Genomic DNA, 14,095 nt, shown 5'->3' with positions numbered 1-14,095 from the left:
ACGGACGATGAGGAGACGATGATGTCCATGTCCCTTCCTGCGGAGGCGCAGGCGATGGTCGATGCCATCAACGATGCCGACACCGAGGCGTTCGTCGCGGCCTTCGCGCCGGACGGCTTCGTGAGCGACTGGGGCACCGTGTACTCCGGTGCGGACGGCGTGCGCCGATGGGCCGGCAGCGATGCGATCGGCGCGGGTGCCCGGATGACGGTGCTCTCCGCCGAGACGGACGGCAGCACCACCCGCATCCGCTTCGGCTGGCGCAGCAGCGTGTTCAACGGCGAGTCCGACGGGATCTTCGTCGTCTCCGACGGGCGGCTGGCGAGCTTCACCATCCCGCCGAACCACTGACGCGTGTGGGCGGCTGCGTCGTCGTCGCGTAGCGTGGAGATCATGCAGTCCACGCACGTCTCATTCCCCGACGGTTCTCTGCGCGGTGAGGGGGAGGTGCTGATCGCCGACCGGGACGCATCCGTGCTCATCGTCGACGCCACCCCGTTCCATCCCGTCGACCACACCTGGCCCGATCAGCCGGGCGATGCCGGCGCGATCCTGGCGGGTGACGAACGCCTCGAAGTGACTGAGGCCGTCATGGCCGCCGTCAGTGATGACGGTGCGCTCGCCGTCGGCACGGACATCCCCGTCAAGCGCGGTGCCGAGGGGTGGACCTGGCTGGTGGGGCACCGCATCGGCGGCGGCATCCCCGAAGGCATCTCCGCCGGAGACGCGGTCGCCCTGGAAGTGGACGGCGCACGTCGTTCCGCGCTCAGCCGCGGCCACACCGCCTGCCACCTCGCCTCGCTGGCGCTGGACGCGGCCCTGGCGGGCCTGTGGCGCAAGGAGATCGCGGTCGACCCGCTGGGGAACCCGGACTTCGAGGGCCGGGCGAATCAGACCAGCCGCATCCACCCGGACGGCGCCGTGGACGAGTACCGGCTGGGCAAGAGCCTGCGCAAGGCCGGCTTCGACTCCGCAGGCTTCGCCGAATCGCAGGCCGAGTGCGAGGCCCGCATCAACGAGCTCCTGGCGGGCTGGGTGGCGTCCGGTGCGCCCAGCCGGATCGTGACGGAAGGGCCGGCCATCGTCGACCGCCGCCGTTGGGAGTGCGATCTGCCCGAGGGGCAGGTGTCCTTCCCCTGCGGAGGGACCCATGTGTCGTCCCTGTCCGAGTTCGCCTCGATCACCGTGTCGCTGGATCTCCGCGACCCGCAGCTGCTCGTGATGACCACGACGGTCGTGCCCGTCTGAGGCCGGCTTCGCAGATCTGCAGAACGTCGGATGCCGAGGCGCGAAAGCCTGCGAGATCATGCAGATCTGCGAGGGTGCGCAGAACCTTGTGAGCGCGCCCGGCGGCCGGCTCACGCGGCGAACTGGATCTCGCCCCTGGCGACGTCCACGCTCTCCAGCGTGAGTGTCACCGTCTCGCCGGGCGCCGTGCCCTCGGGCACGGGTGCGGACGTCGTCACGGCGGGATCGGCGATCTGCACCGTGGCCCGCGACTCGCCGCGCATCTCGATCACGCTCGCCTGGATCCGGCGGCCGATCAGTGGGCCCAGCAGTGCGGCCTCCACACGGTTGATGGTGTCGCCGTTGAGCTGCGATGCGCGGCGACCGGACTGCTCCATGAGCTCGGGCAGCTGGGCCAGGGAGTCCCGCGCCCAGTCCGGGGCGGGGCGCCCCTGGAACACGGCGAGGCAGATCGCCAGCGACCAGCGATCCACGAGTCGGCGCAGGGGAGCGGTGGCATGCGTGTACGGGGCGGCGATCGCCGCCTGCTTCAGGTCGCCCTCCGGCAGGGCGCCGTCGAAGGAGACGTATCCCGCACCGCGGAACAGCGTGGCGGCGGCCTCCAGAATGGGCAGGGTCATGGGATCGGCCTTGTCCAGCTCACGCAGGTAGTCGCCGTAGCGTCCGCTCGTCCACGGTCGCCCCAGTGCGCGGGTCTGGTGCCGGAACGTCGCGAACGCATGGTCGTCCGGCTGCGGCATGGTTCGCAGCACGCCCGTCTTCGCCCCGATCATCAGCTCGGCGGCCGCCATCCCCGTCATGAGCGACAGCTGGGCGTTCCAGTCCTCGATGGGCAGCGGATGCCGACGCTCGATGTCGTACGTGCCATCGGGTCGTTGCACGACCTCCTCGTCCGGGAGATTGAGGCTCGCCCCGCCGCGCCGCTGCTCCTGGTGCCGGCGCAGCTCGCCGATCTCGCCCAGCAGAGACAGCGGGCCGGGCTCGCCACGGTCGATGGCGGCCTGCGCCGAGACGTACTCCAGCTGCGCGCGGGAGCGCATCAGCGCGCGTTCGAGTCGGAAGTCGGTCACCGCGCCGTCCGAGTCCAGCACGAAGGTCCACACCAGCGCGGGGCGCACCTGGTCCGGCAGCAGCGAGGCACGGTCGGCGGAGAGCACGAGCGGATGCAGGGGGATGTTCCCGTCGGCGAGATACAGGGTCTGCCCGCGCTCGCGGGCCTCGGTATCGATCGCACCGCCGGGCGTCAGGAATCCGGGAACGTCGGCGATCGCGTACCGCACCCGGTAGCCCGCACCCGCGCGCTCCAGCTGCAGAGCCTGATCCAGGTCTCGGGATCCCGCGGGATCGAGGGTCACGAACGGCACATCCCGCAGATCCAGATCCGGTTCGGCGGCGACGGCCGACTCCGCCTCGGCCAGGGCCCGCGGCGAGAACTCGGTGGGCGCATCGATCCGGGTGCGCAGCGCCGCGAGGGCGGCGGCCAGTTCGCTCTGCTCGGCGGACGGGGCGACTCGGGATCGGCGCTGAGGCATGCCGCCAGCCTATGCTGGAGCGCCGTGGCCCAGAGTGCAGGACGTCGCGCGTCGCCGGCCGTCGCTCCGGGAGCGCCCGACGGTCTGACACCGGCGAGGGTGCGACGATCGCGATCAGTACAATCGACTCGTGGTCACTCGTCTATCGAACTTCTTCCTCCGCACGCTCCGTGAAGATCCGGCAGGTGCCGAGGTCGCCAGCCACAGGCTGCTGATCCGTGCCGGGTACATCCGCCCGCAGGCCGCGGGCATCTTCGCGTGGCTCCCGCTGGGGCTGCGTGTGAAGTCGAAGATCGAGACCGTCATCCGGGAGGAGATGGCCGCCGCCGGAGCCCAGGAGGTTCATTTTCCCGCGCTCATGCCACGAGAGGCGTATGAGGAGACCGGCCGCTGGGACGAGTACGGCGATCTGCTGTTCCGCCTTCAAGACCGCAAGGGCGGCGACTACCTGCTGGCTCCCACCCACGAGGAGGCCTTCACGCTGCTCGTGAAAGACCTGTACTCCTCGTACAAGGACCTCCCGCTGACGATCTACCAGATCCAGGACAAGTACCGTGACGAGGCCAGGCCCCGTGCCGGGCTGTTGCGCGGACGCGAGTTCACCATGAAGGACGCATACTCCTTCGACGTCGACGACGCCGGACTGGACGCCAGCTACATGGCGCAGCGCGAGGCGTACGAGCGCATCTTCCGGCGTCTGGGGCTGGAGTACGCCATCGTGCAGGCCGATGCCGGGGCGATGGGCGGTTCGCGCAGCGAGGAGTTCCTGCATCCCACGCCCGTCGGCGAGGACACCTTCGTGCGCAGTGCCGGCGGCTACGCCGCGAACGTCGAAGCGTACACCACCACGGCGCCCGAGCCGGTCGGATGGGAAGGCACGGCGGCCGCGACGATCTTCGACTCGCCGAACACCCCCACGATCGAGACGCTCGTCGCGCACAGCAACGCCGTCCTCGACGGCGACTACACCGCTGCCGACACCCTCAAGAACGTCGTCCTCGCGCTGCGCAACCTCGACGGGACCCGGGAACTGGTCGTCGTGGGCATCCCCGGCGACCGCGAGGTGGACATGAAGCGCGCCGAGGTCGCCTTCGCCCCGGCGGAGGTCGAGCCGGCGACGGATGCCGATTTCGCCGCGCATCCGCTGCTCGTCCGCGGGTACATCGGGCCCTGGTCCGAGAACGGACAGGTCCTCGGCGAGCGGTCCGCCACCGGCATCCGCTACCTCGTCGATCCCCGCGTCGCCGATGGAACCCGCTGGATCACCGGCGCGAACATCGATGAGAAGCATGTGCACGATGTCGTCGCCGGGCGGGACTTCGTCGCCGACGGCACCGTCGAGGTCGCGAGCGTGCACGAGGGCGACCCGGCGCCCGACGGCTCCGGCCCCGTCACCCTCGCGCGCGGCATGGAGATCGGGCATGTCTTCCAGCTCGGACGCAAGTACGCCGAGGCGCTGGGGCTGAAGGTGCTCGACCGCAACGGCAAGCTCGTCACGGTCACCATGGGGTCCTACGGCATCGGCGTCACCCGCATCCTCGCGATCATCGCCGAGCTGAACAACGACGAGAAGGGCCTGATCTGGCCGGCCTCGGTCGCGCCGTTCGATGTGCAGGTCGTCGCCGCCGGGCGCGACCAGGTCGCCTTCGACGTCGCCGACGACATCGCGGGGCAGCTGGAGGCCGCCCGGCTGGACGTGCTCTACGACGACCGCGTGAAGGTGTCGCCCGGCGTGAAGTTCGGCGATGCCGAGCTCGTCGGCGTGCCGAAGATCGTCGTCGTCGGACGCGGCGCGGCAGACGGACAGGTCGAGCTGTGGGACCGCCGCACAGGGGAGCGGGAGACGGTTTCCGTCGCGGATGCCGTCGCACGTCTGACGCGCTGACGCCCCGGCGTGCGCGCGTCTGTCCGCCCCGCGCTGTGACAGGCTGAGAGCATGACCGATGCGACATTGGACGACGACCTCCGCCGTGAGCTGACGGCACTCCTGGACCGGGCGGGCATCCACACCGATCGCACACTGATCTCGCGGATGCTGCAGACGGCGCTGCTGCTCGGGACGGAGCACACGGATCGCCTCGATCTGAAGATCGCCTCGGCCGCGCTCAGCGAGATGCACGAGGCCTTCCGCCTGTTCCAGCCGTTCCACACCGTCCCCAAGGTGACGGTCTTCGGATCGGCGCGCACGCTGCAGGACGATCCGCTCTACGTCCAGGCGCGCGATGTGGCGACGGAGCTCGCCGGGGACGGATGGATGGTGGTCACCGGAGCGGGACCGGGCATCATGCAGGCAGCCGCCGAGGGCGCGGGATCGAAGATGTCGCTGGGCGTGTCGATCCGGCTGCCGTTCGAGGAGCACGCGAACGAGGTCGTCGCCCAGGACGATCGGGTCGTCTCGATGAAGTACTTCTTCACCCGCAAGCTCATGCTCATGAAGGAGTCCCGCGGCTTCGTGTGCCTGCCCGGCGGCTTCGGCACCATGGACGAGATGTTCGAGTTGCTGACCCTGCAGCAGACCGGTAAGGCCGAGCCCATGCCCATCGTGCTGCTGGACGAACCCGGCGGCACGTTCTGGAACGGGCTGAAGACGTTCGTCGACGACCATCTCGTACCGGCGGGCGTGATCTCGCCGCAGGATCTCGACCGGGTGCTCATCACGGACTCCGTGCAGGAGGCCGTGGCGGACATCACGGGCTTCTGGCGGAACTACGACTCACTGCGCTGGGTGGGAGACCGGCTCGTGCTGCGGCTCGTGCACGAGCCGACGGATGCGGATGTCGAGAACCTCAACGAGCGGTTCGGCGGGATGTGCGCGGAGGGCCGCATCGAGCGGACCGAACCTCTGGGCGTGGAGCGCGCGGACGGGGATGCCGTGGAGCTGCCCCGTCTGGTGCTCGAGCTCGACCAGCGTGCGGTCGGGTCGCTGTACGAACTCATCAGGGCCATCGACGACCTCCCCTCCGCGGGCTGATCCCGCGGGCTGCGGTACGCGGCACGGCGGCCCGCGCATCGCGGCGGCCTCGACACGCGATCAGGCCGTCGTGGCCTCGAGGTACGCGAGGATGGCCTGGACGCGACGGTTCTGATCCGGGGACTCGGGAAGACCGAGTTTGGCGAAGATGGAGCCGATGTGGGTCTCCACCGTGCGTTCGGAGAGGAACAGCCGTGAGCCGATCGCCGCGTTCGACCATCCCTCGGCCATGCGTGCGAGGACTTCGAGCTCGCGCGGGGTGAGCGCATCGACCGGCGCGTCGGCGCGGGCCGCCCCCAGCAGTCGCGTCACGACGTCCGGGTCGAGCGCGGTGCCGCCGCCGGCGACTCTCTCCAGCGCGGTGAGGAACTCATCGACGTCCAGCACACGGTCCTTGAGCAGGTAGCCGATGGCGCCGTCCGCGACGAGCTCCACCGTGCGGCGCGTCTCGATGTGCTGGGACAGCAGCATGACCGGGGTGGGGGTGTCCGCGCGGATCTCCAGCGCCGCCGCGATCCCCTCGTCATCCGACGGCATCCGGATGTCCAGGATGACGACATCCGGCCGGTGCGCGCGTACCTGGGCGACGGCGACCGGCGCGGTGGGCGCGAGACCCAGGACCGTGTGGCCCGCGCTGGTCAGCAGCGCGGCCAGGCCCTCCCGGAACAGTGTCGAGTCCTCGCCGATCACGACTCGCATGGCAGCACCGCCTCGATGCGCGTCCCTCCGCCGGGTGGAGAATGCACGTCCAGCGAGCCTCCGTGCGCGGCCGCGCGGTCGGCCAGTCCGGTCAGCCCGCCCGTGGGATGCGGATGCGCGCCGCCGCGGCCGTCGTCGCGGATCCTGATCCGGAGCAGGCCCCGGTCGACGCGGACGCTCACGGACACCGCGTCGGCCTCCGCATGGCGCAGAGCGTTGGCGACGGCTTCGCTGATGATGAAGTACGCGGTGGTCGCCACGGCATCCGGCACGCCCTCGGCGTGGATGTCCAGCTCGATCGAGGGGTCCGTGCTGCGACCCAGGTGGCCGAGCGCCGCGGCCAACCCGTCGTCCAGGGCACTGGGTCGCACTCCGTGCGCGATGCGGCGGAGCTCGGCGATGGCCGTGGACAGCTCCGCGACGGCGGTGTCCAGTGCGGCGGCGACCGTGGGGTCGTGCACGGCGGCGCGCTGCAGCACGCGCAGCCGCATCCCCACCGCCACCAGCCTCTGCTGGGTGCCGTCGTGCAGGTCGCGCTCGAGTCGGCGCTGCGCCTCGTAGCCGACCCGGAGCATCCGCGCCCGAGACGCCTCGACCTCCGCATTGGCGCGGGAGAGCTGGGCGCGCGAACGCGCCGCATCGATGAGAGGCCCCGCCGCGTGCACGACGTCTGCGCCGAGGCGCGCAGGGGCCTGCGGGGAGGGGATGATCGCGCCGGCCTCCTCGCCTCGAACCCGCACCGGCACCGCATCGTCCCCTGCGACGACCTCGGTGCCGTCCAGTCGGCGCAGCCCCGGCATGCCCGGCATCCGATAGCCGATCACCAGGCCGGGGTCTCGCAGCGCATCCCTGAGAACCTGCTCGACGGCTTCGGGTGCGTGGCCGTCCTGGTCGACGCGCGCGGACAGCGCATGCAGCGCTCTGAGCGCACGGGCGCGCTCGGGGTACAGCATCCGTTCGAACACGCCCCGCAGGAACGGGTACGTCGCGACGGCTGACAGCGTCGCGACGGCCGTCGCCGTCAGGGCCGCGGGCGGCGACCAGTCCACCAGCGCCGACCCGGCGATGATCCCCGCCGTCGACAGTGCGGCGAGCACTCCCGTCGCGAGCACCGTCGCGGTGATCGTCGCCAGTGCCGCCCGGTCGACGTCGAACAGCCGCGGTCGTGCCAGGGCGACGGTGATCCCCGCGGGAATGGCCAGCAGCATGACGCCCAGACCGATCACGACGAGATCGGGGCCGCCGATGACGAGGTAGCTCGTCCAGCACAGCAGCAGCGTGAGCGGGAGAGACAGGCCCGCGACCAGCACCCAGCGCAGCCGGAGTCGGGCCTCCGCGTCGGCGTGTCGGTAGCGGGCGATCGGCGCGAGAGCGCAGGTGATGAGCAGGCCGAGGAAGAGCGGCAGCAGCGCCACGCCGAGAGCGTCGGGCAGATCCGCCGCGAAGGGCAGGGTCGCCCTGGCCAGGAACAGGAGATTGAACGCCGCGCAGACCGCGACCAGCGCCCAGCCCGCGAGCCCCCAGCGCCTCGAAGCCGCACGACCGCTGGGGACGAGCACGAGCAGGAGTGCGACGGGTGCGTACAGCAGCATCCACGCTCCGTCGAGCGCCGGAGGAAGGACGGTCGAGTTCGTCAGGACCACGACGAGTGCCTGGACGGCGATGAGCGCACCCGACGGGTCGTGCGGGGCGGCCGACTGAGCGATCAGGGCCAGGGCGATCAGCACGGCCGCGATGACGCCGACGGCCACGACCTGCCGCACATCGTTCAGGGCGGAGCCGCTGAGAGACCACAGCAGGCAGGCCGCCAGCGCCGTGGCCGCGCACACGGCGACGCACACCCACCGCCATGCCCCCGCAGCGCCTGTGCGTGCGGGGGGCAGGGTCGAGATCGCCTCCATGACAGCACTTTAGGGTGCGCCGCGCGCTTCGGGCATCCGTGCCAGTACGCGGTGTTCTCCGGTGGCACCCCCGATCACAGCGGCCCGCGTCGCCGGGCAGTGTCGGAGCAGGGCCGACCTACGGCCGCGAGGAGCGAGGAGGAACCATGAACACGATGACGATGTCGGAGAACGTGCAGGTGCGAGCAGCCGACCCGACGACGGGATTCCGCCGGGCGGCGGGCGCGATCGCGCTTCCCCTGGGGTTCGTGTGCCACCTGGTCTGCAACGTGATCTACGCGTGGGTGTCGACGGAATCCGGGCTGACGGACACGGAGGACCTTCCCCAGGCCTATGCGCTGTACGCGGCGTATCCGACGCCGCTGGTCGTGTGCACGTTCCTGGTCATCGTGGGCGGGCTGCTCCTGATCCCGGGGCTGCTGACGGCGCTGCGGATCGTGCGACCGGCGAGGCCGCGCCTGGGCCTGACGGCCGTCGTGCTCATGCTCGTCGGGTACATCAGCTACCTCGGCATCTCATTCACCAACTTCGACACCGTGACCTTCGCGACAAGCGTTCCTGAGGTCGCCTCCGTGGTCGAGAGCTCCCCGTGGCAGGCCGCGCCGATGCCCTTCTTCGTGCTGTTCCTGATCGGCAACCTGATCGGCACGCTGCTGTTCGGGCTCGCCGTCGTGCTGGGCGGGCGCAAGGTCGGTGTGCCGTGGTGGGCGGGGGCGCTGATCATGTGCTGGACGCTCGGCCACATCATCAACATCGCGGGCGGAGGGGAGTGGTTCGCGGTCGGCGGGGGAGCGCTGCAGATCGCCGGATGCGTCGTGCTGTGCGTTCGGGCGCTGCGCATGCCGCAGACCCAGTGGGCGCGCCTGGGGTGAGCGGGGCGTCGGCGGCGGATCCGGTGCTCGACGGTTGAGTCGGGCATCGGATCCTCGTCTCCGTTTCGGCTATTCTGGACGGATGCCCGTGGAGATGCTGTCCACGGGGAGAGCTGAATAGAGGAGACCGCTGATGGAAATCGAACTCGGACTGCTGCGAGGGATCGAGAAGGAGAAGGCGATCCCCTTCGACGAGCTCGTGTCGATCATCGAGCAGGCCATCCTCACCGCCTACGGCAAGCACGTCTCCGAGGACGGCGCGGTCCCCCCGGGTGTGCGTGTCGAGCTGGACCGGAAGACCGGTCATGTCGCGGTGCTCCAGCCGGTGCACGATGACGAGGGAGCCGTCATCGGCGAGGAGGAGACCACGCCGGACGACTTCGGCCGCATCGCCGCGTACGCCGCCAAGCAGGTCATCGGTCAGCGGCTGCGTGACATCGCCGACGAGGCCGTGCTCGGCGAGTTCCGCGGCAAGGAGGGCGACATCGTCGCGGGGGTCATCCAGCAGGGCCCCAACCCGCGGATGATCCATGTCGACCTCGGATCCGTCGAGGCCATCCTGCCGCCGGAGGAGCAGGTTCCCGGCGAGGAGTACGCGCACGGCACCCGCCTCCGCGTGTACGTGACCAGTGTCGCCAAGGGCCTCAAGGGTCCGCAGATCACGGTGTCGCGCACCCACCCGGGGCTGGTCCGCAAGCTGTTCGCGCTCGAGGTTCCGGAGATCGCGGCCGGGCTGGTCGAGATCGTCTCCCTCGCTCGCGAGGCCGGCCACCGCACGAAGATCGCGGTGCGGGCCAACGACGCCTCCGTCAATGCCAAGGGCGCGTGCATCGGCGAGATGGGCCGCCGTGTGCGTGCCGTGACGGAGGAGCTGTCCGGGGAGAAGATCGACATCGTCGACCATCACCCCGACCTGGCGACCTTCGTCGCCAATGCGCTGTCGCCCGCGAAGGTCACCTCCGCCTTCGTGCTGGATGCGGGGCTCAAAGCCGTCCGCGCTCTCGTCCCCGATTATCAGCTCTCCCTCGCGATCGGCAAGGAGGGGCAGAACGCCCGGTTGGCAGCCAAGCTGACCGGCGCCAAGATCGACATCCAACCGGACAGCGTGATGTCGGAGGAGTGACGGGCACGAACCCGTCCAACCGGCGCACGGTCATGCGCCGGGCTCGGCTTCTCACCGCGAGGTGTAACATGGAACCTGTACGAACGTGTGTCGGATGCCGCGGTCGTGCCTCTCGATCCGCCCTGGTCAGGGTGGTCCAGCATCACGGTGAACTCGTCATCGACGAGCGAGCCGCGTTGCCGGGGAGGGGTGCGTGGCTGCATCCGACATCTGAATGTCTGGAAGCAGCCATCAGGCACCGGGCCTTCGCACGTGCACTTCGCGTTCCGACGTCCATCGGGTTCCCCGAGGCGGAGGACGCGCAGACCACCGAACGGTACTTCCACCGAAACAAAGGCTGAACGGCTATGGAAACAAAGTGAACGGCTCGAGATGAGACCCGTCCGCGACTAGAGGTCCGCCCTGCCGGGGCGGATCGACCCTGACAGGAGAATTGTGGCTGCTAAACCACGCGTGCACGAGATCGCCGCCGAACTCGGCGTCGACAGCAAATTCGCACTCGCGAAGCTCAAGGAGCTCGGCGAGTTCGTGAAGAGTCCGTCTTCCACCGTCGAGCCCCCTGTGGCGCGCAAGCTTCGCGCAGCCATCTCGGCAGACCCCGCCGCGAAGCCCGCCGGCAAGACCGAGGACAAGGGTTCGACGAAGGCCTCCGCTCCGGCACGCTCGGGCGCGCCGGTCCCCGGCCCCAAGCCGGGGCCCGCCAAGCCCGCACCGAAGCCGGAGGCCGCCGCGCCCAGGCCCGCGCCCGCTGCACCGAAGCCCGGTTCGAGCGCGCCCCGCCCCGGATCCGATGCCCCGCGCCCCGGTGGCAGTGCGCCCAGGCCGGGTGCCCCCCGCCCCGGGGGGAACGCGCCTCGTCCCGGTGGCGGCACACCCAGGCCCGGTGCTCCGCGCCCTGGAAACAATCCCTTCTCGTCCTCTCAGGGAATGGGACAGCGCCCCGCAGGTCCGCGCCCAGGCAACAATCCCTTCGCGTCGGCCCAGGGGATGGGGCAGCGACCCAATCCCGGGAACATCCCGCGCCCGCAGGCGCCCCGTCCCGGTTCTCCGCGCATCGGTGCTCCGCGTCCCGGGCGTCCCGGCGGCGCACGCGGCGGCTCGGGCGGCCGTCCCGGTGCACCGTTCCAGCAGCGTTCCGGCGGTCCCGGACGCCCCGGTGGCGGCGGCTTCCCGCGCCCCGGTGGCGGGTTCGCGGGGCGTCCCGGTGGCGGCGGTCGCGGCCGTGGGCCCGGCGGCGGCACGGCCGGCGCGTTCGGCAAGGGCGGCGGCAAGAGCCGGCAGCGCAAGTCGCGCAGGGCGAAGCGGCAGGAATTCGAGATGCGGTCGGCGCCGGTCGTCGGCGGCGTCAACGTCTCCAAGGGGAACGGCGAGACGATCCGCCTGCGTCGCGGCGCGTCCATCGCCGACTTCGCGGACAAGCTCGAGGCTCTCAACGGCTACACCGTCCAGCCCGGCACGCTCGTGACGATCCTCTTCAACCTCGGCGAGATGGCCACGGCCACCGAGTCGCTGGATGAGGCGACCTTCGAAGTGCTCGGCGCCGAGCTGGGGTACAAGATCCAGATGGTCTCGCCCGAGGACGAGGACAAGGAGCTCCTGGAGAGCTTCGGTCTGGACCTCGAGGGCGAGCTCGAGGCGGAGGACGAGGACGATCTCGAGATCCGTCCGCCGGTGGTCACCGTCATGGGTCACGTCGACCACGGCAAGACCAGGCTGCTGGATGCGATCCGCAAGACCAATGTCATCGAGGGCGAGGCCGGCGGCATCACGCAGCACATCGGCGCCTACCAGATCTGGACCGAGCACGACGGCAACGAGCGGGCGGTGACCTTCATCGACACCCCCGGTCACGAGGCGTTCACCGCCATGCGCGCCCGCGGCGCCCAGGTGACCGACATCGCCATCCTCGTCGTCGCCGCCGACGACGGCATCATGCCGCAGACGGTGGAGGCGCTCAACCACGCTCAGGCCGCGGACGTGCCGATCGTGGTCGCGGTGAACAAGGTCGACAAGCCGGAGGCCAACCCGGCCCGGGTGCGTCAGCAGCTCACCGAGTACGGTCTGGTCGCCGAGGAGTACGGCGGGGATGTGATGTTCGTGGATGTCTCAGCCCGCCAGGGCACCGGCATCCAGGAGCTCATCGACGCCGTGCTGCTGACCGCAGACGCGGGTCTGGACCTCACGGCCAACCCGAACAAGGCTGCGCGCGGCGTGGCGATCGAGGCCAAGCTCGACAAGGGCCGCGGTTCGGTGGCCACCGTGCTGATCCAGTCCGGAACGCTGCGCGTCGGCGATGCGATCGTCGCGGGCACCGCCTACGGACGCGTCCGCGCCATGCTCGACGAGAACGGCGAGCAGGTCGTCGAGGCTGCTCCGTCCCGTCCTGTCCAGGTGCAGGGTCTGAACTCGGTGCCGCGTGCGGGTGACGTGTTCATCGTCACCGACGAGGACCGCATGGCGCGGCAGATCGCGGAGAAGCGCGAGGCCGTCGAGCGCAACGCCCAGCTGGCGAAGGCCCGCAAGCGCATCTCGCTCGAGGACTTCACCCGTGCCCTGGAGGAGGGCAAGGTCGAGACGCTCAACCTCATCATCAAGGGCGACGTGTCCGGTGCCGTCGAGGCGCTGGAGGAGTCGCTGTTGAAGATCGAGGTCGACGATTCGGTCCAGTTGCGCATCATCCACCGCGGCGTCGGCGCCATCACGGAGTCGGACGTGAACCTGGCGACGATCGACGACGCGATCATCGTGGGCTTCAACGTCCGCCCGGATGCCAAGGCGCGCGAGGCCTCGAACCGCGAGGGCGTGGACATCCGCTTCTACTCGGTGATCTACTCGGCCATCGAGGAGATCGAGAGCTCGCTCAAGGGCATGCTCAAGCCGGAGTTCGAGGAGGTGCAGTCCGGTGTCGCCGAGATCCGCGAGGTGTTCCGTTCGTCGAAGTTCGGCAACATCGCCGGTGTCATCGTCCGCTCCGGGACCATCACCCGCAACGCCAAGGCGCGTGTCATCCGCGACGGCGTCGTGCTCGCGGACGGCCTGACCATCGAGTCGCTGCGCCGGTTCAAGGACGATGTCACCGAGGTGCGCACGGACTTCGAGGCCGGTGTCGGTCTGGGCAAGTTCAACGACATCCAGGTCGGCGATGAGATCGAGACCATCGAGATGGTGGAGAAGCCTCGCGGCTGACTCTCCGGTCGCTGCTTCGGCGGCTGTCTTCCCTTCCCTCGCGGCGCACGGCACGCGCCCCGCGCTCGCGAAGGGGAGGCAGCCGCCTTCACGGTCGCACTCGGAAGCCGTTCGGAAGGTAGAGGAAGAGGAACATGGCTGGAGAACGACAGGCACGGCTGGCGGACCGCATCCGCGTCATCCTCGCCGAGCGTCTGGAGAAGGGGCTGCGGGATCCGCGCCTCGGTTTCGTGACCATCACCGATGTGCGGGTCTCGGGGGATCTCCAGCATGCCTCCGTGTTCTACACGGTGCTGGGCAGCGACGAGGAGCGCACGGACAGCGGCGCCGCGCTGACATCTGCGACAGGACTGCTGCGCAAGGAGCTCGGACGGCAGCTCAACGTGCGCCTCGTGCCCACGCTGGAGTTCATCCCGGATGCGCTGCCGGAATCGGCCGGGCACATCGCCGACCTGCTGCGGCAGGCGCGCGAGCGGGATGCGGAGGTCGCCAGACTCGCGGAGGGCGCCACGCACGCGGGAGATGCGGACCCGTACGTCCGAGACGAGTCGGCCGACTGACCT

The 14,095-nt window shown here is 70.1% G+C and carries 12 protein-coding genes; 9 read left to right on the top strand and 3 right to left on the bottom strand.

Going from position 1 to position 14,095, the window contains the following annotated elements; genetic code table 11:
* Positions 1–21: 21 nt before the first annotated feature.
* Positions 22–351, top strand: a complete 330-nt coding sequence (locus tag ABD770_RS00800; RefSeq protein ID WP_344817587.1) for a nuclear transport factor 2 family protein — start codon at positions 22–24, stop codon at positions 349–351.
* A 42-nt stretch (positions 352–393) separates the two neighbouring features.
* On the top strand, positions 394–1,248 hold the full coding sequence (locus tag ABD770_RS00795; RefSeq protein WP_344817586.1) for a hypothetical protein: 855 nt from the start codon (positions 394–396) through the stop codon (positions 1,246–1,248).
* A 110-nt stretch (positions 1,249–1,358) separates the two neighbouring features.
* Here ABD770_RS00795 and ABD770_RS00790 read toward each other — a convergent pair whose 3' ends face one another.
* Positions 1,359–2,780 carry an RNB domain-containing ribonuclease gene (locus ABD770_RS00790; protein WP_344817585.1) on the bottom strand — a complete coding sequence of 474 codons (1,422 nt, stop codon included), beginning with the start codon at positions 2,778–2,780 and terminating at the stop codon, positions 1,359–1,361.
* Between the two features lie 130 nt (positions 2,781–2,910).
* Here ABD770_RS00790 and ABD770_RS00785 point away from each other — a divergent pair, with 130 nt between their 5' ends.
* Positions 2,911–4,665 carry a proline--tRNA ligase gene (locus tag ABD770_RS00785; protein ID WP_344817584.1) on the top strand — a complete coding sequence of 585 codons (1,755 nt, stop codon included), beginning with the start codon at positions 2,911–2,913 and terminating at the stop codon, positions 4,663–4,665.
* A gap of 51 nt (positions 4,666–4,716) precedes the next feature.
* A complete protein-coding gene (locus ABD770_RS00780) occupies positions 4,717–5,751 on the top strand; it encodes an LOG family protein (protein WP_344817583.1) in 1,035 nt (344 codons plus the stop codon).
* Positions 5,752–5,811: 60 nt separating this feature from the next.
* Here ABD770_RS00780 and ABD770_RS00775 read toward each other — a convergent pair whose 3' ends face one another.
* Positions 5,812–6,450 carry a response regulator gene (locus ABD770_RS00775; RefSeq protein WP_344817582.1) on the bottom strand — a complete coding sequence of 213 codons (639 nt, stop codon included), beginning with the start codon at positions 6,448–6,450 and terminating at the stop codon, positions 5,812–5,814.
* Positions 6,438–8,351 carry a sensor histidine kinase gene (locus ABD770_RS00770; protein ID WP_344817581.1) on the bottom strand — a complete coding sequence of 638 codons (1,914 nt, stop codon included), beginning with the start codon at positions 8,349–8,351 and terminating at the stop codon, positions 6,438–6,440. Before ABD770_RS00770 ends, ABD770_RS00775 begins: the two co-directional genes overlap by 13 nt.
* Before the next feature lie 146 nt (positions 8,352–8,497).
* Between ABD770_RS00770 and ABD770_RS00765 the strand changes: the two genes are divergently transcribed.
* From ABD770_RS00765 to rbfA, 5 genes are all read left to right on the top strand, one after another.
* A complete protein-coding gene (locus tag ABD770_RS00765) occupies positions 8,498–9,223 on the top strand; it encodes a hypothetical protein (protein ID WP_344817580.1) in 726 nt (241 codons plus the stop codon).
* Between the two features lie 133 nt (positions 9,224–9,356).
* Entirely contained in the window at positions 9,357–10,346 is a 990-nt protein-coding gene (gene nusA, locus ABD770_RS00760) for a transcription termination factor NusA (protein WP_344817579.1), read from the top strand.
* A gap of 32 nt (positions 10,347–10,378) precedes the next feature.
* Entirely contained in the window at positions 10,379–10,687 is a 309-nt protein-coding gene (locus ABD770_RS00755; protein WP_344819829.1) for a YlxR family protein, read from the top strand.
* Positions 10,688–10,799: 112 nt separating this feature from the next.
* Positions 10,800–13,532 (top strand): translation initiation factor IF-2, encoded by a 2,733-nt coding sequence (gene infB, locus ABD770_RS00750; protein ID WP_344819828.1) that lies wholly within the window; start codon positions 10,800–10,802, stop codon positions 13,530–13,532.
* A 134-nt stretch (positions 13,533–13,666) separates the two neighbouring features.
* Positions 13,667–14,092: a 30S ribosome-binding factor RbfA gene (gene rbfA / locus ABD770_RS00745; protein WP_344817577.1), complete on the top strand. Its 426-nt coding sequence runs from the start codon at positions 13,667–13,669 to the stop codon at positions 14,090–14,092.
* Positions 14,093–14,095: the final 3 nt, after the last annotated feature.

The sequence above is a fragment of the Microbacterium soli genome (assembly GCF_039539005.1).
Classification (GTDB): domain Bacteria; phylum Actinomycetota; class Actinomycetes; order Actinomycetales; family Microbacteriaceae; genus Microbacterium; species Microbacterium soli.
This window is presented reverse-complemented; position numbering and strand designations above follow the sequence as displayed.